The sequence below is a fragment of the Amycolatopsis rhizosphaerae genome, assembly GCF_007713715.1.
Lineage (GTDB): Bacteria > Actinomycetota > Actinomycetes > Mycobacteriales > Pseudonocardiaceae > Amycolatopsis_E > Amycolatopsis_E rhizosphaerae.
In genome coordinates this window covers 1-19488 of the sequence record NZ_VJWX01000085.1, presented here as the reverse complement: position 1 = coordinate 19488, position 19488 = coordinate 1, and the positions used below count along the sequence as shown (strand labels likewise).

The 19488-nt window shown below is 70.1% G+C and carries 20 protein-coding genes; 10 read left to right on the top strand and 10 right to left on the bottom strand.

From position 1 onward, the window contains the following. Window positions 1-117 precede the first annotated feature (117 nt). The gene (gene cobT, locus FNH05_RS11555; protein WP_144587353.1) at window positions 118-1164 is read right to left on the bottom strand and encodes a nicotinate-nucleotide--dimethylbenzimidazole phosphoribosyltransferase; all 1047 of its coding nucleotides are present in this window, start codon (window positions 1162-1164) and stop codon (window positions 118-120) included. A gap of 188 nt (window positions 1165-1352) precedes the next feature. Here cobT and FNH05_RS11550 point away from each other — a divergent pair, with 188 nt between their 5' ends. Then, window positions 1353-2135 carry an IspD/TarI family cytidylyltransferase gene (locus FNH05_RS11550; protein WP_425458438.1) on the top strand — a complete coding sequence of 261 codons (783 nt, stop codon included), beginning with the start codon at window positions 1353-1355 and terminating at the stop codon, window positions 2133-2135. Here the strand turns inward: FNH05_RS11550 and FNH05_RS11545 are convergent. Next, entirely contained in the window at window positions 2129-3124 is a 996-nt protein-coding gene (locus tag FNH05_RS11545; protein WP_144587351.1) for an aldo/keto reductase family protein, read from the bottom strand. The two genes, FNH05_RS11550 and FNH05_RS11545, sit on opposite strands and share 7 nt — an antisense overlap. 56 nt (window positions 3125-3180) lie before the next feature. Continuing rightward, a complete protein-coding gene (locus FNH05_RS11540; protein WP_144587350.1) occupies window positions 3181-3837 on the bottom strand; it encodes a DUF3043 domain-containing protein in 657 nt (218 codons plus the stop codon). Window positions 3838-3995: 158 nt separating this feature from the next. On the opposite strand from FNH05_RS11540, the gene FNH05_RS11535 reads away from it, so the two are divergent. Then, on the top strand, window positions 3996-4361 hold the full coding sequence (locus tag FNH05_RS11535) for a HesB/IscA family protein (RefSeq protein ID WP_144587349.1): 366 nt from the start codon (window positions 3996-3998) through the stop codon (window positions 4359-4361). Between the two features lie 104 nt (window positions 4362-4465). Here FNH05_RS11535 and FNH05_RS11530 read toward each other — a convergent pair whose 3' ends face one another. After that, window positions 4466-4651 (bottom strand): hypothetical protein, encoded by a 186-nt coding sequence (locus FNH05_RS11530; protein WP_144587348.1) that lies wholly within the window; start codon window positions 4649-4651, stop codon window positions 4466-4468. Between the two features lie 232 nt (window positions 4652-4883). Between FNH05_RS11530 and FNH05_RS11525 the strand changes: the two genes are divergently transcribed. Next, the gene (locus FNH05_RS11525) at window positions 4884-5819 is read left to right on the top strand and encodes a carbohydrate kinase family protein (protein ID WP_144587355.1); all 936 of its coding nucleotides are present in this window, start codon (window positions 4884-4886) and stop codon (window positions 5817-5819) included. A 66-nt stretch (window positions 5820-5885) separates the two neighbouring features. On the opposite strand, the gene asnB is transcribed toward FNH05_RS11525, so the two are convergent. Next, window positions 5886-7820 (bottom strand): asparagine synthase (glutamine-hydrolyzing), encoded by a 1935-nt coding sequence (asnB, locus tag FNH05_RS11520; RefSeq protein ID WP_144587347.1) that lies wholly within the window; start codon window positions 7818-7820, stop codon window positions 5886-5888. 47 nt (window positions 7821-7867) lie between these two features. On the opposite strand from asnB, the gene ctaC reads away from it, so the two are divergent. Together ctaC and FNH05_RS11510 are read left to right on the top strand one after the other, a co-directional pair. Next, window positions 7868-8878 (top strand): aa3-type cytochrome oxidase subunit II, encoded by a 1011-nt coding sequence (ctaC, locus tag FNH05_RS11515; RefSeq protein ID WP_144587346.1) that lies wholly within the window; start codon window positions 7868-7870, stop codon window positions 8876-8878. Window positions 8879-8929: 51 nt separating this feature from the next. Beyond that, on the top strand, window positions 8930-9349 hold the full coding sequence (locus FNH05_RS11510; RefSeq protein ID WP_144587345.1) for a cytochrome c oxidase subunit 4: 420 nt from the start codon (window positions 8930-8932) through the stop codon (window positions 9347-9349). A gap of 173 nt (window positions 9350-9522) precedes the next feature. Here the strand turns inward: FNH05_RS11510 and trpD are convergent, their stop codons facing one another. The 3 genes from trpD to FNH05_RS11495 all read right to left on the bottom strand — a co-directional run bounded on the left by trpD (window position 9523) and on the right by FNH05_RS11495 (window position 11496). Continuing rightward, window positions 9523-10548: an anthranilate phosphoribosyltransferase gene (gene trpD / locus FNH05_RS11505; protein ID WP_144587344.1), complete on the bottom strand. Its 1026-nt coding sequence runs from the start codon at window positions 10546-10548 to the stop codon at window positions 9523-9525. Window positions 10549-10555: 7 nt separating this feature from the next. Next, window positions 10556-10966, bottom strand: a complete 411-nt coding sequence (locus FNH05_RS11500) for a response regulator transcription factor (RefSeq protein WP_144587343.1) — start codon at window positions 10964-10966, stop codon at window positions 10556-10558. Between the two features lie 92 nt (window positions 10967-11058). Next, window positions 11059-11496 (bottom strand): hypothetical protein, encoded by a 438-nt coding sequence (locus tag FNH05_RS11495; protein ID WP_144587342.1) that lies wholly within the window; start codon window positions 11494-11496, stop codon window positions 11059-11061. 84 nt (window positions 11497-11580) lie between these two features. Here FNH05_RS11495 and ctaE point away from each other — a divergent pair, with 84 nt between their 5' ends. The 4 genes from ctaE to qcrB are packed head-to-tail and all read left to right on the top strand — an operon-like array spanning window position 11581 to window position 15855. Further along, a complete protein-coding gene (gene ctaE / locus FNH05_RS11490; RefSeq protein WP_144587341.1) occupies window positions 11581-12210 on the top strand; it encodes an aa3-type cytochrome oxidase subunit III in 630 nt (209 codons plus the stop codon). A gap of 47 nt (window positions 12211-12257) precedes the next feature. Then, window positions 12258-13076: a cytochrome bc1 complex diheme cytochrome c subunit gene (gene qcrC / locus FNH05_RS11485; protein WP_144587340.1), complete on the top strand. Its 819-nt coding sequence runs from the start codon at window positions 12258-12260 to the stop codon at window positions 13074-13076. Further along, window positions 13073-14227, top strand: coding sequence for a cytochrome bc1 complex Rieske iron-sulfur subunit (gene qcrA / locus FNH05_RS11480; protein ID WP_144587339.1), 1155 nt, complete (start codon window positions 13073-13075; stop codon window positions 14225-14227). Before qcrC ends, qcrA begins: the two co-directional genes overlap by 4 nt. Next, window positions 14224-15855 carry a cytochrome bc1 complex cytochrome b subunit gene (gene qcrB, locus FNH05_RS11475; RefSeq protein ID WP_144587338.1) on the top strand — a complete coding sequence of 544 codons (1632 nt, stop codon included), beginning with the start codon at window positions 14224-14226 and terminating at the stop codon, window positions 15853-15855. Before qcrA ends, qcrB begins: the two co-directional genes overlap by 4 nt. Before the next feature lie 57 nt (window positions 15856-15912). On the opposite strand, the gene FNH05_RS11470 is transcribed toward qcrB, so the two are convergent. Beyond that, a complete protein-coding gene (locus FNH05_RS11470) occupies window positions 15913-16200 on the bottom strand; it encodes an Lrp/AsnC family transcriptional regulator (protein ID WP_144587337.1) in 288 nt (95 codons plus the stop codon). A 60-nt stretch (window positions 16201-16260) separates the two neighbouring features. Then, complete coding sequence (locus tag FNH05_RS11465; protein ID WP_144587336.1) at window positions 16261-17979, bottom strand: DEDD exonuclease domain-containing protein; 1719 nt, start codon at window positions 17977-17979, stop codon at window positions 16261-16263. Between the two features lie 97 nt (window positions 17980-18076). Between FNH05_RS11465 and FNH05_RS11460 the strand changes: the two genes are divergently transcribed. Next, window positions 18077-19453, top strand: a complete 1377-nt coding sequence (locus FNH05_RS11460; RefSeq protein ID WP_186382499.1) for an NYN domain-containing protein — start codon at window positions 18077-18079, stop codon at window positions 19451-19453. The last annotated feature ends 35 nt before the right edge of the window (window positions 19454-19488 follow it).

Here is a 19488-nt window from a genome sequence, read left to right as displayed (position 1 = left end):
GTGGGACACGTGCGCACGAGGGTGGGACTCGCCCGGCGGACGCGCCGCGCACCGCGAACGGACCGGACTTTGCCGGGACCCTGGCCGTTTCGACCGTGAGGGGACCCTCACGGCACGTCATGGCTGGACGGGTGGCGTGACTCCGGCTTCTTCGTAGGTGGCCACGTCGGTGAGCAGGCGCACCGCCATCGTCAGGACCGGCAGCGCGGTGAGCGCACCCGCGCCCTGGCCGAGCCGGATGTGCAGGTCCAGAACCGGTTCGAGACCCAGGTGCTCCAACGCCAGCCGGTGCGCCGGCTCGGCGCAGCGGTGCGCGGCGAGCCACCACGAACGGGCACCGGGGGCGAGTTCCTCGGCGACCAGGGCGGCGGCGGCCGCCGCGAGCCCGTCCAGCAGCACCGGCGTGCGCCGGATCGCGGCCTGGGCGAGGAAACCGGTCATCGCGGCCAGATCGGCGCCGCCGGCGGTGCGCAGGAGCGCGACGGGGTCGGCGAGGACGGCCCTGGCCCGCCGCAGCGCGTCGCGGATCGCGGCGGCCTTGCGCATCCAGGCCGTGTCGTCGATGCCGGACCCGCGTCCGACCACCGCGACGGGTTCGCTGCCGGTCAGCGCGGCGATCAGCACGGACGACGGGGTGCCGACACCGACGCCGAGATCCCCGGCGGCGAGCAGGTCCGCCCCGGCGTCGATTTCGGCGTCGGCGAGGGCGATTCCGGCGCGCAGGGCGGCGATCACCTCGTCGCCGGTGAGCGCGTCCTCGACGTCGATCGAGCCGGATCCCTGGCGCACCTTGAATTCCGCCACCGGGGTTTCGCCGTTCACGGCGAGGTCGGCCACGCGAAGGCCGGCGCCGGCGACCGCGGCCAGCGTGCCCGGCACACCGCCGCCGTCCAGCAGCGCCCGGACGAGCTGGGCCGTCGCCTCCGGCGGATAGGCCGACACGCCCTTCGCCGCGATGCCGTGGTCCCCGGCGAACACGACCACGCGCGGCCGGGCGAACGGCCGGGGCGGGCAGGTGCCCTGGCACGCGGCGACCCAGGCCCCGAGTTCTTCCAGCCGGCCCAGCGAGCCGACGGGTTTGATCAGCGTCGCGTGCCGCCTCAGCGCCTCGGCGCGGGCCGGTTCGTCGGGCTGGGGGACGGCGGCGAACTCGAGTTGACTCACGCGGTCAACCTAGCGGGGCTCCTCCGGCACCGGCAACGCCCCGCCCACCGGCGCGGTCACCGTGTCCCGAGTGTCGCGAATGGACGGTTCGACGAGCGGAACATCCGTCCCCTCAGTGGAAATCGGCGGTCCGGCACGTACCGCCGCTGCCGTGCGGCCGCCGGGGAGCGGTCCGTATGATTCCGGTTGTGAGTGCGGGGCAGCGGCGGCAGGCAGACGGCATTCCCCACGCCGCCGGTGTGGTGCTCGCCAGTGGTGCGGGCACGCGCGTGGGCGCCGGGATCAACAAGGTGTACCTGCCGCTGGCGGGGCGCCGCCTGGTTTCGTGGTCACTGGCCGCCTTCGCCCGGGTCCCCGCGGTGGGCACACTCGTGCTGGTCACCCGCCCCCAGGACGCCGACCTCGTCGATTCGGTGCTCGACCGGGAGGTCGGCGGGATCGGGGTCGAGGTCGTCCACGGCGGGCAGACGCGGCAGGAATCCGAGCTGAACGCGCTGCGCCACCTGGCCGACCGCATCGGCCGCGGCGTGGTGGACGCGGTACTGCTGCACGATGCCGCCCGGCCGTTGCTCAGCCCGGAGCTGATCACCGGAGTGCTGCGGTGCGCCCGGGAGCACGGGGGCGCGATCCCCGGCCTGCCCGCCGACGATCTCCGCGCGATCGGCGCGGACGGCGTGTCACTGGGCGAGGCGCCGTCCGGCACGGTGATCCGCGCGCAGACCCCGCAGGGCTTCCGCGCCGCGCCCCTGCTGGAGGCCTACGAACGCGCCGCGCGCGAGGGTTTCGACGGCACCGACACCGCGTCGGTGATGGAGCGGTTCTCGGCACTGCCCGTGCACTGGGTCCGGGGGGAGCAGCAGAACTTCAAGGTCACCTACCCGCACGATCTGATCGTCGCGGAGCGGGTTCTCGAGGCGCAGCGCGTTCAGGACCCCGGCGGGGCAGCCGCCGGGGTCCTGAACGGTCAGTAGCGCGGGCTCTGGGTGTGGCGCGGGTCGTCTTCGACCACGCCCAGGAGCACCGTGTCGATCTCGGTGAGCAGGTCGGCCTCCAGCTTCACGCCCGCGGCCTTGACGTTCTCGTGGACCTGCTCGGGCCGGGAGGCGCCGATGATCGCCGACGAGACGTTCGGGTTCTGCAGTACCCAGGCCACGGCCAGCTGGGCGAGCGACAGCCCGGCCTGCGCGGCGAGCGGCTCCAGCCGCGCGACGCGCTCCAGGACGTCGTCCTGCAGGAAGCGCTTGACGAAGTTCGCCCCGCCCTTCTCGTCGGTGGCCCGGGAACCCGCGGGCGGCGGCTGGCCCGGCCGGTACTTGCCGGTGAGCACGCCCTGCGCGATGGGCGACCAGACGATCTGGCTGATGCCCTCACGCTCCGAGGCGGGCACGACCTGCGGTTCGATCACCCGCCACAGCATGTTGTACTGCGGCTGGTTGGAGATGAACGGCACGTTCAGCTCGCGCGCGATCGCGGCGCCGCGGGTGATCTCCTCCGCGGTCCATTCGGAGACCCCGATGTAGAGCACCTTGCCCTGGCGGACCAGGTCGGCGAAGGCGAGGAAGGTCTCCTCCAGCGGCACGCTGTGGTCGAACCGGTGGGCCTGGTAGAGGTCGATGTGGTCGGTCTGCAGGCGCTTCAGTGAAGCGTGGCAGGACTCCATGATGTGCTTGCGGCCCAGCCCGCGGTCGTTCGGGCCGCCGGGGCCGGTGGGCCAGAACACCTTGGTGGCGATCTCGAGGCTTTCCCGCCGCTGCCCCGCGAGCCCCCGGCCGAGCACGGATTCGGCGGCGGTGTTGGCGTAGACGTCGGCGGTGTCGAAGGTGGTGATCCCGGCGTCCAGTGCGGCCTTGATGCAGGCCTGCGCCTGGTCTTCCTCGATCTGTGAGCCGTGGGTGAGCCAGTTTCCGTAGGCGATCTCACTGACGGACAGGCCACTACGGCCGAGACGGCGAAACTCCATGCCGTCACCCTAGACGCAATTCTTTCGCGTTGCTAACTACCGGTCCCGCCCGGCGCTCAGTCGACCTTGTCGCCGGGCTTCACGCGCGGCTTGGGCAGCCGCAGCTTGCGGAGCTGGCTCGCCCGGACGAACGCGTACCAGCCGATCGAACCGCCCCGGACGGTCTCCTTCGGGAACTTCGCCCGCACCTGCCTGGTGATCCGCCGCCCCGACAGGACGCCCTCGACCGCCATCGCGAGCAGCAGCAGGGTGGTCGCCAGCGTCGCGTAGGACCGGACCAGCTCGTAGGGCACCAGCAGCGAGACGAACACGAGGATCGCCAGCGGCATGAACAGGCCGAGCAGGTTGCGCCGCGAGTCGACCAGGTCCCGCACGTAGGCCTTGACCGGGCCCCGGTCCCGGGCGGGCACATACCGGTCGTCCCCGGCGGCGTAGCCCTCCCGTTGCGCCTGGATCTTGGCGCGGCGCTCGTCCTTGGACTGCGGATTGGCCTTGCGCAGCTCGCGGGCGCGCTTCATCGCCTCCCAGGTGCTGCGCGGCGCGGCCTTGACCGGACCGCGGCGCTTGCCCTCGGCTTCCCGGCGCTTCGGGGTCGCCCGGCCCTTGCCCGGCGTGTACCCCTTCTTGTGAGGTTCAGCGGTTTCGGGCACCGTGACGGCCTCGTCGGCGGGGCTGTCCTCGGTGGTGGTGCTGCTGCGGCGTAAGAACCTCACACGAGCAGGATATTCCAGGTGCTACCGCCGGTGTTCAGCTGGGCAAAAGATGTGCGACGATGGAAGGGCCACGGCAGGGAACAGAACAAGTATGTGGGTTGTTGACCTCGTATCGGAGGCACCCCGCACCCATCACGAGCAACACCTGAGGGAGAGCCATGACGACCGCTGAGACCGGCGCCCAGCAGACCGAGGCCACCCACGGCGTGACCTTGACCGACTCCGCCGCCGCCAAGGCGAAGGCCCTGCTCGAGCAGGAGGGCCGCGACGACATGCACCTGCGCATCGCCGTCCAGCCGGGTGGCTGCGCCGGGCTGCGCTACCAGCTGTTCTTCGACGACCGTGAACTGGACGGCGACCTGTTCCGCGACTTCGACGGCCTGCGCGTGGCGGTGGACCGGATGAGCGCGCCCTACGTGCAGGACGCGGTGATCGACTTCGTGGACACCATCGAGAAGCAGGGTTTCACCATCGACAACCCGAACGCCACCGGCTCCTGCGCCTGTGGCGACTCGTTCCACTGAGGTTCCGCCGAGGCAGCGGCGGGTACGCCCGCATGAACGCGCGAACGGGCACTGGCCGGGTACGACCCGGCCGGTGCCCGTTTCGTTTGCTTCGTTTGCGCGGCTCAGGCGAACTCGTCGAGATCCGCGACCTGGGCGTGGGTGCCCTCGTCGACGGTCCACGAGCGCGGTGCGGGCGGCCGCGGGGTGGCTTCGCGCCGCCGCCGCAGCTCCTGCGGAATGTCGTCGCAGTCGCTGATCAGCTCGTTCAGGCTTTCGGCTTCGGCCGGGATGTGCAGGCTGGTGTTCACGTCCGCGACGCTAGGGCTCGCGCGGGCACGGCGACACCCTTACCAGACGGTAGGGTGCGGTGCTCGGCGCGGATTTACCCCCGACGGGCGATGACTGACAAGTAACTTGGAGTCGAAGCCGAGTCGAGAGCAGGGAGCATTCGTGACAGGCAGTGCCGGAATCGAAGCCGGAACCGGAGCCGGGGACGAAGCCAGGATCGCGGTGTCGGGCAGCATCGCGACCGACCATCTCATGCATTTCCCCGGCAGGTTCGCCGAGCAGTTCATCGCCGAACAACTGCACCGGGTGTCGCTGAGCTTCCTCGCCGACGACCTCGTGGTGCGGCGCGGCGGCATCGGGGCGAACGTGGCCTTCGGGCTGGGCGTGCTCGGCATCCGGCCGGTGCTGGTCGGGGCCGTGGGCGAGGACTTCGCCGACTACCGCGCCTGGCTGGAGCGGCACGGCGTGGACACCTCGGGAGTGCTGGTCTCCGAGATCGCGCACACCGCGCGGTTCGTCTGCACGACCGACGAGGACCTGTGCCAGATCGCCACCTTCTACGCGGGCGCCATGGCCGAGGCCCGCAACATCGAACTCAAGCCGGTCGCCGACCGGGCCGGCGGCCTCGGCCTCGTGCTGATCAGCCCCGACGACCCCGAGGCGATGCTGCGGCACGCCGACGAATGCCGTCAGCGCGGGTACGAGTTCGCGGTCGACCCCTCCCAGCAGCTGGCCCGGATGGACGGCGAGCAGGCACGGGCGTTCGTGACCGGCGCGAAGTACCTGTTCAGCAACGACTACGAGTGGGAACTGCTGCGGCAGAAGACCGGCTGGGCCGAGCGGGACATCCTCGACCGGGTCGGCCTGCGCGTCACCACCCTCGGCGAGCACGGCGTCGAGATCATGTCCGCCGACGGCCTGTCGATCAAGGTCGCGGCGGTGCCCGAACTGGCCAAGGCGGATCCGACCGGGGTCGGCGACGGCTTCCGCGCCGGTTTCCTCGCCGGGCTGCGGCGTGGTCTCGGCTTCGAGCGCGCCGCCCAACTCGGTTCCCTGATCGCGGTCCTGGTGCTGGAAACCGTCGGCACCCAGGAATGGCAGCTGGACTGGGCGAGCGGGCTCAAGCGTCTCGGTGAGGCCTACGGTCCCGACGCCGCCACCGACATCGCCGCCGCCTTCCGGCTGTAAGCCGTCACTCACGGCGAAGGCCCTCCTCCCGGTCGGGAGGAGGGCCTTCGGTTACATCGGCTGGTGTCAGATCTTCACCGGGTAGGCGGGCTCGGGCACCTCGGGCTTGATGCGGTGCTCGACGAAGATCCCGTGCCACAGCATGAACACCACCAGCGCCCAGATCCGGCGGCTGTGGTCGAGCGGGCCGGTCCGGTGCTCCTCCAGCATCCGCAGCACCGCCTGCTTGTCCAGCAGAGCGTCGGTCTGCGACTCGACGATGATGCCGCGCGCCCAGTCGTACATCTCGTCGCGCAGCCACAGCCGGATCGGGACCGGGAAGCCGAGTTTGCGCCGGTTGATCACGTGCGCGGGCACGATCCCCTCCAGCGCCCGGCGCAGCGCGTACTTCGTGGTCTCCTTGGTGATCTTCTCCTCGAGCGGGATCCCGGCCGCCACCTTGAACACCTCGGCGTCGAGGAACGGCACCCGCAGCTCCAGCGAGTTCGCCATGGTCACCTTGTCCGCCTTGACCAGGATGTCGCCCCGCAGCCAGGTGAACAGGTCGACGTGCTGCATGCGCGCCACCGGGTCCCAGCCGGCCGAGGTGCGGTAGTGCTCGGCCGTGACGTCCTGGTGCCCGACCCGCTCGGAGAACGTGCGGAGCACGCCCTTGAGCTGGTGGTCCAGGAAGATCCGGGCGTTGCCGTAGTAGCGGTCCTCCAGCTTGAGCGCGCCGCGGCGGAGCAGGTCCTTGCCGCGGGTGCCCTCCGGGATGCGGTCGGAGACCTTGCCGAGCAGCTTCCGCACCCCGCCGGGCACCTTCTCGAACGGCGCGAGCGACAGCGGCTCACGGTAGATCGTGTAACCACCGAACAGCTCGTCCGAGCCCTCGCCGGAGAGCACGGCCTTGACGTGCTTGCGGGCCTCGCGCGCGATGAACCACAGCGGGACGAGCGCCGGGTCGGCCACCGGGTCGTCCAGGTACCAGACGATCAGCGGCAGTGCGTCCATCATTTCCTCGGCCGAGACCGTGCGGATCACGTGCTTGACGCCGATCGCCGCCGCCGACTCCGCGGCGACGTCGACCTCCGAGTAGCCCTCGCGCTCGAAACCGGTGGTGAACGCGATCAGGTTCGGGTTGAGCTCCTTGGCCAGCGCGGCGATCGCGGTCGAGTCGATGCCGCCGGAGAGGAAGGAGCCGACGGTGATGTCCGGGTCGGCGATCATGTGCTTGGCCACCGAGTCGCGCATCACGTCCGCGATCCGGTCGTACAGCGCCTTCTGCGCCGCGGGTCCGTGCACCGGGCGCGCGGTGAACTGCGGGAAGAAGTAGCGCTCGCTCGTCAGCTGCCCGCCGGGGGAGACGGTGAACGAGGTGCCCGACTCGATCCGCCGGATGTCGGTGTGCAGCGACTCCGGCTCCGGCACGTACTGCAGTGTCAGATAGTGCTGCAGCGCACGCGTGTCCAATGTCTCCCGCGTGCCGAGCACCTCCGAAAGCTCCAGGAGGCTCTTCTTTTCGCTGGAGAACGCGGTCCCGCCCGGGCCCGCCGCGTAGTAAAGGGGCTTGATGCCGAACGGGTCGCGGGCGCCGTAGAGCACCTTCTCGTCGGCGTCCCAGAGCAGGAAGGCGAACATGCCGCGCAACCGGCCGACCGCGCCGGGGCCCCAGTAGTGGTACGCCGCGACGATCGCCTCGCCGTCGCCTTCTGTGGCGAATTTCGCATCGTGTTCGGCGATGAGCTGTTCCCGCAGCTCACGGTAGTTGTAGATCTCCCCGTTGAAATTGAGGGTGTAGCGCCGCGGCGACTCCGGCGGACCCCAGACCAGCGGCTGGTGGGCGTGCTCCACGTCGATGAAGGCGAGCCGGTTGAATCCGTAGACCACCTCGGCATCGGCCCAGGTGTCGGTCTCGTCCGGACCCCGATGGCGCTGGCAGCGAAGGGCGGCCCCCACCGCGTCACGGGCTTTTACCGCATCATTCTCACTGGCACAGATGAGTCCGAGCAGGCCGCACACGTGTTCTCACACACCTCAAGGTCGTGTCGGATAATAAGAGCCCAAGTATGCGCGGGTCAGCTCTCCACGAACGGTTACCCCTTGGTCAGCGGGGACTGTCAACTCAGCTAGGCTCGCCGCTGTTATGCCAGAACACGAGGAGGCCTGGGTTGAAGAGGGTCGGTAAAGTCGCCGCACTGGCCGGGCTCGTCGCTCTGTTGGCGACCGGGTGCTCCGGTGACGAGGTGCTGCGATTCGGCTGGCCGGTGGGTGTCACCGAGCAAGCCGACAAGATGCGATGGCTGTGGACCTGGTCCGTCGTCGCCGCGCTCGTCGTTGGTGTCATCGTGTGGGGATTGATCTTCTGGTCGTCCGCCTTCCACCGCAAGAAGAAGAACGCGGACCCCACCGACCTGCCCCGCCAGTTCCAGTACAACGTGCCGCTCGAGCTGTTTCTCGTCATCACCCCGCTGGTGATGGTCTGCGTGCTGTTCTTCTTCACCGCGACCACCGAAAGCCAGGTGCTGGACAAGAAGCCCAACCCGGACGTCACGGTCAACGTGATCGGTTTCCAGTGGAACTGGGAGTTCGACTACCCGAACGAAGCCAAGGACGCGACCGGGCAGACCATCAAGACGGTCGGCAGCTCCAGCGAGATCCCGCTGCTAGTCGTGCCGGTGGGCAAGACCATTCAGTACAACGTGCGTTCGACCGACGTCATCCACTCCTTCTGGGTGCCGGAGTTCCACTTCAAGCGGGACGTCTTCCCGTACCCGGAGAAGAACAACCAGGATGCGTCGTTCCAGAACACCATCGACCGTCCCGGCTCGTTCGTCGGCCGATGCGCCGAGCTGTGCGGCCCCTACCACTCGATGATGAACTTCGAGGTCCGTGCCCTGCCGCAGAACCTGTACGCGCAGTACATTCAGCTGCGGACGCAGATCAACCCGGCCACCGGGGTGCCCAACACCGCCGCCGAGGCGCTGGCCGCGATGAACTGCGGCGAGCTGTGCACGCCGCACGCGGTGACCACGGAGCCGTTCAACACCAACCGCACCGCGCGCACGGCCAGCGGCTGATCGAGCCGGTCGGCAACGTCGAGTGTTTGGCACAAGAGTGAGGACAGCTTCATGAAGGTCGAAGCCCGGATTTTCGACATGGTCACGGCGTTTGCCTTCTTCATCGCCATCGTGTACGGCGTGGCCACCTACCTGTGGAGCGGCCACGGCGTGGAACCGGCCGGCCTGGTTGCGCTCCTGCTGACCGGTGGCCTGTCCCTGATCGCGGGCAGCTACATGCGGTTCGTCGCGCGCCGGATCACCTCCCGTCCGGAGGACCGTGAAGACGCCGAGATCAGTGACGGTGCCGGTGAGCTGGGCTTCTTCAGCCCGGGCAGCTACTGGCCGATCGCGGTGGCCGGGGCCGCGGCCTTCACCGGCATCGCGCTCGCGTTCTTCCACATCTGGATGATCATCACCGGTGCCGTGCTGGTGCTCATCGCCGTCGGAGGGCTGGTCTTCGAGTACCACACCGGCCCCAACCACGAGTAAGAACCGAAGCCGGAACAACGCAACGGCCGGGCGCTTCCCCAGGAAGCGCCCGGCCGCTTTGCTGTGTGCGGGCGTCGATGGGGGTTACCGGCCGCTGATGGGCCGGTAGCGGGCACGGAAAAGCCCGCACCTCCCGAAGGAGATGCGGGCTTTTGCCCGGCGCTGTGCCCGCGTCAGCGGAAGGCGGCCCAGCGGGCCAGCACCTCCGAGGCGGCACCCGAATCGATCGACTCGGCGGCGCGGTCGAGCGCGGCCGAGAGGTCGTCGTGGAGGGAGCCGGAGAACCCGGCGTGCGCGGCGAGCGCACCCGCGGCGTTGAGCAGGACCGCGTCCCGCACCGGTCCCGGCTTCCCGGCGACGAGTTCCCGTACGACCTCGGCATTGACCTGCGGGCTTCCGCCGCGCAGGTCCTCGGCGGTGGCCCGCGCGATCCCGAGCGCGGCCGGGTCCAGCGTCGCGCGGCGCACCTCGCCGCCGGAGACCACGAGGACCGTGCTCGTCGTGGTGGTGGTGATCTCATCGAGACCGTCGTCACCCCGGACCACGAGCGCGGTGGCGCCACGGCGGGCGAACACCCGGGCCAGGACGTCGATCTTGTCCGGATAGGCGCAGCCGATCAGCCCCGCGGACGGCTGGGCGGGATTGGTCAGCGGGCCGAGCAGGTTGAACGTGGTCGGCACGCCGAGCTGGCTCCGGGGCGGCCCGGCGTGGCGGAAGCCGGGGTGGAACACCGGGGCGAAGCAGAAACCGATGCCCAGTTCGGCCACACACCGTTCGACCCGCTCGGGCGGCAGGTCGATCGCCACCCCGAGGGCCTCCAGCACGTCCGCGGCACCGGACTTGGACGAGGCGGCCCGGTTGCCGTGCTTGACCACGGGCACCCCGGCCCCGGCCACCACCAGCGAGGACATCGTGGAGATGTTCACCGAGCCGGAACGGTCGCCGCCGGTGCCGACGATGTCGACGGCGCGGGCGGCGACTTCTACGCGGCGGGCGTGCGCGAGCATCGCCGCCGCCAGGCCGGAGATCTCCTCGGGCGTCTCGCCCTTGACCCGCAGGGCCACGGCGAAACCGGCGATCTGAGCGGGGGTGGCTTCCCCGGACATCACCTGGTCCATGGCCCAGGAGGTGTCGTCTTCGGTCAGGTCGGTGCCGGCGATGAGCTGGTTGAGCAGGGCGGGCCAGGTCTGAGCGTTCATCTGCCGGTCACGCGCGCACTGCCGGGACCCGCTGGTTCCGCAGCACGTCCGCGACGGTCTCCGCGGCGGTCAGGGGGTCGAGCGGGTGCACGAGGACGGCGTCGGCCTGGGACCAGGTGGCCAGCCAGCGGTCGTCCTTGCGCCGGACCGCGACCACGATCGGCGGGCAGTCGGAGATCTCGTTCTTCAGCTGGCGGCACAGGCCGATGCCGCCGGTGGGCTGGGCTTCGCCGTCCAGGATCGCCAGATCGATCCCGCCCTCGTCCATTTCGGAGAGCACGTCGGCGACCCCGGCGGCCTCGACGTACTCCACGCGGGCGAGGTCGGCGGCGGGACGCAGGCCCACCGCGTTGGTGATCGACTCCCGGACTTCCGCCCGGTGGCTGAACACCAGGATCCTCATCGGCTGCTCGGTCACGTCAAGCCTCCGCCTTCGTTGCCGTACTGGTGGTCCTGATGCTAGTCCCAGCGGCGCAAATCACCCAGGACCTGTGCCGGTTGTCGCGTTCGTCAGGCCTCCGGCGAGGGCTGCAGGGCGTCCCAGCCGAGCGAGTCCCCGCCGAGCCGCTGGGCGAGGCCCGCCATCCGGGAGCGTTCCTGCGCGCAGTGCAGGGCGTCGAGCTGCTGCACGCGCAGCGCGTGCAACCGGACGAAACCGCTGTTCAACGCCTCTTCGGCGGCGGAACCACCGGCCGTGGGGCGCAGTTCCCAGCCGTCCTGGGCCAGCAGGCCGGTGGCTTCGGTCACCTTGTCCCCGGGCAGCCGGAGGTGATGCCGGAGCACCGCGGGCCGGTCGGCGGCCAGCAGGTGTGATCTCGCCAGCACCGCCGAATCCGCCTCCGCGATGTCGAAGGCTTCGGCCACCACGGACAGTCCGGGGGTGTCCGGGGTCAGCACCTGCTCCGGAGCCTTTCTCAGCAGGTCACGCAGTCGGTCGAGCAGTTTCATCAGCGATCTTCACCCTCCGCGTTCGTTCGTCCGGCCAACCCGCGTGGCGACCCGACCGGGCGAGCCGCTTTGCCGGAGGACATAATGCGACTCGTGACAACGGCAGCTCCCAACATCAGCCAGCGGGTGCACTCGCTGAACCGGCCGAACATGGTCAGTGTCGGCACCATCGTGTGGCTTTCCAGCGAGCTCATGTTCTTCGCCGGGTTGTTCGCGATGTTCTTCACGGTGAAGGCGCAGAACTCGAGTGGTCTCTGGCCCCCGATCAACGCCGCCACCGGCGAGCCGATTCACCTGGACATCCCGTACGCGCTGCCCTTCACCATCATCCTGGTGGCGTCGTCGTTCACCTGCCAGTTCGGTGTGTTCGCCGCCGAACGGGGGGACGTGTACGGGCTGCGCCGCTGGTACGTGCTGACGCTGATCATGGGTGCCATCTTCATCGCGGGTCAGGCCGGTGAGTACACCAAGCTGATCAGCGAGGGCGTCACCATCCCGTCGGGCGCCTGGGGCACGGTCTTCTTCCTGGCCACCGGGTTCCACGGGCTGCACGTGATGGGTGGGCTTATCGCGTTCGTGTTCCTGCTCATCCGCACCAAGCTGAGCAAGTTCACGCCCGCGCAGGCGACCTCCGCGATCGTCGTGTCCTACTACTGGCACTTCGTCGACATCGTGTGGGTCGGTCTGTTCGCGGTCATCTACATCATCCCCTGATCGCACAGCCCCTCCCGAACTCACCGAACAGCAAGGGTTGCCGCAAGATGACCACCACCAACAAATCCTCCGAGCGCCGCTTCCGCGCGCGCACGAAGCTGCGGAGGCGCTTCGCCGGTGCGCTCGCACTGGCGGTCGCGCTGGTCGGCGCCGGCGCCGCGTACGCCGTCTTCGTGCCCAAGGCACAGACCGCGCAGGCGCAGGAGGAATCGGCGCAGCTGCGGCTGGGCCAGCAGGTGTACAACAACACCTGCATCACCTGCCACGGCGCGAACCTGCAGGGCGTGCAGAACCGCGGGCCCAGCCTCATCGGCGTGGGCGACGCTGCGGTGTACTTCCAGACTTCCTCCGGCCGGATGCCGATGGCCCGGCAGGAGGCACAGGCCCAGCGCAAGCCGCCGAAGCTGACCCCGGAGGAGATCGACGCGGTCGGCGCCTACATCCAGGCCAACGGTGGCGGTCCCCAGCGCCCGGCGGAGACCGGTGCGGCCCTGCGGGGCGGCGACCCGGCCCGCGGTGGTGAGCTGTTCCGGCTCAACTGCGCATCGTGCCACAACTTCACCGGGCGCGGTGGTGCCCTGTCGGCAGGCAAGTACGCGCCGAACCTGGACCCGGCCAGCGAGGACCAGATCTACACGGCGATGCTGACCGGCCCCCAGAACATGCCGAAATTCTCCGACCGCCAGCTCACGCCGGAGGAGAAGAAGGACATCATCGCTTACATCAAGTCGGTGTCCGACGGCAACAACAACCCGGGCGGTAACGGGCTTGGTGGCTTCGGCCCGGCGTCCGAAGGTGTCATCGCGTGGATCGTGGGTATCGCCGCTCTGGTCGGCGTGACCTTGTGGATTGGATCGAGGGCATGAGTAGCAGCGGCACCGAGGGGCCCGACAACACCCTGCCGTCCGAGGCCGAACTGGCGGAGATGAGCCGCGACGAGCTGGTCAAGCTCGGCGGCAAGCTCGACGGGGTCGAGCTCGTCGACTATCCCGAACCGTGGCCCGTCAAGGGCACGCGGGCGGAGAAGCGCGCCGAGCGGATCGTGGCGCTGTGGTTCACCATCGCCGGACTGGCGGGCCTGGCCTTCGTGGTCGGCCTGATCTGGTGGCCGTGGCAGTACAAGGCGCCGGGCGAGAGCGGCACCTTCCTGTACTCGCTGTACACCCCGGTCCTCGGCGTGACGCTGGGCCTGACCATTCTCGGCCTCGGCATCGGCGTGCTCCTCTACACCAAGAAGTTCATCCCGCACGAGCTCGCGGTGCAGGAGCGGCACGACGGCAACGGCGAGGGCTCGGCGGAGATCGATCGGAAGACGATCGTCGCGCACCTGGAGGACGCGGGTGCCCGCAGCACCATCGGCCGCCGTTCGCTGGTCAAGCGCAGCATGGGTTTCGCGGGCGGTGCGCTGGGGCTCGGGCTGATCGGGCTGCCGGTCGCCTCCTTCATCAAGGACCCGTGGAAGGACAGCGACAACGAGAACTCGTTGTGGCACACGGGCTGGCTGCCGAAGCACCCCGGTGAGGTCGTCTACATGCGGCGCAACACCGGCAAGCCGGGCGAGATCAGCCTGGTGCGCGTCGAGGACCTCGACGGTGGGGCGATGGAGACGGTCTACCCGTTCCGCGAGTCCGAGCGCGGTGACGAGGAAGCCCTCGCCGCGGCGTTCCTGCGTTCCGACAACCCGGTCATGCTGATCCGCCTGCGCCCCGAGGACGCCGCCAAGGTCGTCAAGCGCAAGGGCCAGGAGGACTTCAACTTCGGCGAGTACTACGCGTACACGAAGGTCTGCAGCCACGTCGGTTGCCCGACCTCGCTGTACGAGCAGCGAACCAACCGCATCCTCTGCCCGTGCCACCAGTCGCAGTTCGACGCCCTGCACTACGCGAAGCCGATCTTCGGTCCGGCGACGCGTGCGCTGGCTCAACTTCCCATCACGGTGAACGACGAGGGATACTTGGTCGCGCGCGGCGACTTCATCGAGCCCGTGGGACCGGCCTTTTGGGAGCGCAAGTCATGAGTTCACTCACCACGCCGACCAAGGGGGCGGGGCTGCTGCAACGGCAGCTCGCCGAGGCCGGAACGAACATGGACCAGCGGTACCGCCTGTCCAAGGGCCTGCGGCACCAGATGAACAAGGTCTTCCCGACCCACTGGTCGTTCCTGCTCGGGGAGATCGCGCTCTACAGCTTCCTCATCCTGATCCTGTCGGGCGTCTACCTGACCCTGTTCTTCGACCCGTCGATGGCCGAGGTCGTCTACCACGGCAGCTTCACGAACCTCCAGGGCGTTCCGATGTCCCGGGCGTTCGCGACCACCCTGGACATCTCGTTCGACGTGCGGGGCGGCCTGTTCGTGCGCCAGGTGCACCACTGGGCCGCGCTGGTGTTCGTCGCGGCGATGATGGTGCACATGTTCCGGATCTTCTTCACCGGAGCGTTCCGCAGGCCGCGTGAGGCCAACTGGGTGATCGGCGCGCTGCTGCTGATCCTCGGTATGTTCGAGGGCTTCTTCGGGTACTCGCTGCCGGACGACCTGCTCTCCGGTACCGGTATCCGCGCCACCCTGTCCGGCATCATGCTGTCGGTCCCGGTGATCGGGACCTGGCTGCACTGGGCACTGTTCGGTGGCGAGTTCCCGGGCAACGAGATCATCCCGCGGCTCTACACGATTCACATCCTGCTGCTGCCCGGCATCATGCTGGCGCTGGTCGGCGCGCACCTCGCGCTCGTCTGGTACCAGAAGCACACGCAGTTCCCCGGCGTGCGGCGCAAGGAGACCAACGTCGTCGGCATCCGGATCATGCCGGTGTTCGCGCTCAAGGGCGGTGCGTTCTTCGCCCTGGTCACCGGCGTGATCGCGCTGCTGGCCGGCGTCTTCCAGATCAACCCGATCTGGAACATCGGCCCGTACAACCCCTCGCAGGTGTCCGCCGGTTCGCAGCCGGACTGGTACCTGGCCTGGGCGGACGGCCTGCTCCGGATCTTCCCGGCCTGGGAGCTCTACCTGGGCCGCTACACGGTCCCGGCGGTGTTCTTCGCCGGTGCGGTGTGGATGCCGATCCTGTTCGTGCTGCTGATCACCTACCCGTTCATCGAGCGGAAGCTGTCCGGCGACACCGCGCACCACAACCTGCTGCAGCGGCCGCGGGACGCGCCGGTCCGCACCAGCCTCGGCATGATGGCGCTGGCGTTCTTCGCGGTGATCGAGGCCTCGGGCTTCAACGACATCATCGCGGACCAGTTCGACATCTCGCTCAACGCGACGACCTGGGCCGGCCGGATCGGCGTGCTGCTGGCGCCCCCGCTCGCCTACTTCGTCACCTACCGGATCTGCCTGGGCCTGCAGCGGGCCGACCGCGAGGTGCTGGAGCACGGCATCGAGACGGGCATCATCAAGCGCCTGCCGCATGGTGAGTTCATCGAGATCCACCAGCCGCTGGGCGGGGTGGACGACCACGGCCACGCGATCCCGCTGGAGTACCAGGGCGCGTCGGTGCCGAAGAAGATGAACAAGCTCGGTGCCGCGGGCCGTCCGCTGCCCGGCACCCTGCTGGCCCCGGACCCCGTCGAGGAGACCGCGGCGCTCGAGCGCGCCAAGGGCCACGGCGAGGTGCCTGCCGGCTGGAAGACGCCGGAACAGCCGTAACCCGATGTGAAAAGAAGGGGGCCCACCGCGGTGGGCCCCCTTCTTCGCGTTCCGCGGTCAGTCCGCGTCGTCGGCGCCGATGGCGAAGGCCCGGTCGGTGTCCGCGGTGGAGTAGGAGCGGAACGCGATATGGGTGTCGGTGTCGATCACCCCTGGTACCCGGCCGATCCTGCCCGGGATCAGGTCGGCGAGTTCTTCGTGCGTGTGCACCCGGACCATCGCGATCAGATCGACGTCGCCCGCGCACGAGTACACCTCGGAGACGCCGTTGATGTCCGCGATCGCCTGCGCGGTCTCGGGAATGCCGTCCGCCACGGCATGAATCAGCACGAACGCGGTGATCACTGTGTCCTCCTCGGTGAAAGTTCCGGCAGCCGGAATCGTAACCGTGCCCGCCGGTTTCGTTCAGTTCAGCGCTTGTCCCACGTTCTCCAGTGCCGCCGCGGCGGCCACGCGGTCGAGCCAGCGCTGCCAGCGGCCCGCGCCGTGTGCCGGTTCGGCCCAGGGGCTGCTGGTCCGCACCAGCCGGACCCCGGGCCGGGTCAGCCAGCGCAGCAGCACGCCCACCTCCTCCTCGGGGGCGCCGTAGAGGGGACCCGCTTCCGCCGTGACGGTCTCCGCGGAGGCGACGAGGGCGTCGACCACCGGCATCGGCGGGACGCCGCGCCGGGCCACTCCGGCCGAAGCGAGGCGGCCGTGGCGGACGACCGCGAACTCCCAGCCGCCCTCGCCGTCCGGCGCGGCGGCCACCAGCTCCTGGATGGCCGCGAGCGCGGTGAGGCGATGGGCCTTGCCGATCGCCCGCACCAGCACCGCCAGCTCGTCGCGCCGTCGCGCGGCCTGTTCGAAATGGTGCCCCGCGGCGAGCTCTTCCACCTGGTGGAGGGCGATGTCGAGAGGCACGGTGTGCCGGCCCGCGATCAGTTCGGTGACCGCGTGCACCGACGGCGCGTACGCCGTCACCGACTGGTGCCCGGCACACGGGGCGGCGCAGCGGCCCAGTTCGGCCAGTGCGCAGGGTTTGCCGGACGGGGCCTTGGCGGAGATCCGCAGGGTGCAGGTGCGCAGTCCGGCGGCGCCGGCGAGCGAGTCGGCGGCGAGCCGGGCCATCGCCTGCGAGCCGAACGGACCGAGCGCGCCGTCCTTCGGCAGGCGGACCACGGACAGCCGGGGGAAGGCTTCTTCGGTCAGCGCCACCCACCACGACTTCCGCGGGTTCTTCGAGCGCCGGTTGTAGGCGGGCCGGTGTGCCGCGAGCAACCGCAGTTCCCGGACCTGCGCCTCCAGGGCGTGCGAGCACTCGATGCCGTCCACCCGCTGGGCCAGTGCGACCATCTCGCGGATCCGGCCGCGGCTTTCCGAACCGGTGAAGTACTGCCGGACCCGCCGCCGCAGATTGCTCGCCGTCCCCACGTAGAGCACCTCGTCGCCGGGGCCGCGGAACAGGTAGACACCCGGCCGTTCCGGCAGGTGCGCGGCCAGGCCCCGCTTGCCCCGCTGCGCGGGCGTGACCTCGGGCAGGAAGTCCAGCAGCTCTTCCAGGGAGTGCACGCCGAGCGGGCCGAGTCGCTCGAGCAGCGCGTGCAACACGTCCACGGTCGCCCTGGCGTCGTCGAGGGCGCGGTGGTTGGGCGTCGTGGTGGCGCCGAACAGTGCCGCCAGCGCGGACAGCCGGAAGCTCGGGGTGTCCTGGCGGGACAGGACCCGGCGGGCGAGCCGGACCGTGCACACCACCGCCGGTTTCGGCCAGGCGTAGCCGTGTCCCTGGCAGGCGGCGCGCAGGAAGCCGGTGTCGAACGGGGCGTTGTGCGCGACCAGCACGGCGCCCGCGGCGAATTCGAGGAAGGCGGGCAGGACCTCATCGACCGGCGGCGCGTCGTAGACCATGGCGCCGGTGATCCCGGTCAGCGCGACGATCTGCGGCGGGATCGGCATGCCCGGATTGACCAGGGTGGCGAACTCGCCGAGTACCTCGCCGCCGCGCACCTTGACCGCCCCGATTTCGGTGATCCCGTCCGGACCGGGCCGGGTGCCGGTGGTCTCCAGGTCGACGACCACGAAGGTGGTCTCGCGCAGCGGCGTGCCCAGCTCGTCGAAGGCCAGCTGATCGTGCGCCGAATGCATGACCGGCACCCTAGGCAAGGGCACCGACAGTTCTTCGACCGGCGCGTCGGGCCGGACGCACCTGCCGGTGTCCGGCGCGGCACTCTACCCTGGACAGATGCCGCCCTCAGTGCAGCCGGAAGAACCCGGAGACCCAGGTCTGCGAGCACCGGCGGCCGCCCAGCGCCCGGAGCCGGATCCGGGGCCGGCCGTGCCCCTCGACTGGCGTGAGCTGCCGGAGCCGGTCCGCACCAGGCTCGCCGAGCTCGCCGCCGACGCACTGGGCAAGCTGCCGCGTGCCGACATCCCGCAGCAGCTCAGACCGGTCGCGAAGTTCGCGCCCGCCAAGCGCGCCCGGCTCGGGGCGGCGGCGTTGCTGAGCGCCCTGGAGTCCTCGTCCTCGTTCCGGACCGAAGTGCTCGAGTGGCTGAGGGAACACCGTCAGGACGCGCTCGACCCCAACGACGAGGATTCCGTCGCCGCGGCCACCGCGGCCGTCCTGCTGGGGGAGGCCAGCGCCACCTCACGCGTCCGGCTCGTCGCGAAGAACGCGGCCGAGACCGCGCTGCGGGCGGAGCGGGACGCGGCGCTGGCACGGAACCAGAAGCTGGAAGCGGAACTGGCCCGCACCCGGGAGGAACTGGCGCAGGCGCTCGCCGCGATCGAAGCGGCCCGCCACGAGCGTGACGAGGAACTGGACCGGCTGCGGTCCCGGTTGCGGGGCCAAGGGGTGCTGTTGCGCCAGGCCAAGGACGCGGCCGAGGCGGCAAGGGCGGGGGCGGAGCAGGCGGACGTCCGCCTCACCGGCGAGGTGGCTTCGCTCATGGCGCAACTGGAGCGCGAGCGGCAGCGGGTGGCGGCCGAGCGGGCCCGCGCGGAGCGGGCGATGGCCGAGGCGGAGATCGCCCGGCAGGCGGCGCGGGAGGCCCGTGAAGCCGACGAGGTCCGGCTCGCGCTGCTGGTCGACACCATCGAGGGGGCGGTGACGGGACTGCGCCGCGAGCTGTCGCTGGACGCCAGCGGCCGTCGCCCCGCCGACCGGGTACGAGGCGCGAGCGGTGTGCCCGGCGGCCAGCGGGTGCGGGACCCGGCCGGTTTGGACCGGTTGCTCGCCCTGCCCAGCGTGCATCTGATCGTGGACGGCTACAACGTCAGCAAGACCGGCTATCCGGAACTGGTACTGGCCGACCAGCGTGACCGGCTGGTGCAGCAACTCGGTGCGCTCGCCGCACGGACCGGGGCCGAGGTGACCGTGGTGTTCGACGGCGCCGGTGTGCTGTCCGTGCCGACCGCGGCGATCCGCGGGGTGCGCGTGCTCTTCTCCGATCCGGGCGTGCAGGCCGACGACGTGATCCGGTCACTGGTCAGGGCCGAGCCCGCCGGTCGCCCGCTGGTGGTGGCGACCTCGGATCGCGCGGTGGCCGACTCCACGCGCGGGGTGGGCGCGCATTCCGTTGCTTCCGCGATCCTGCTGACCAGGCTGGGCCGCGTCTAGCGGCCGTTCCCGCGGATCCGGGGCGAGCCGTGAGG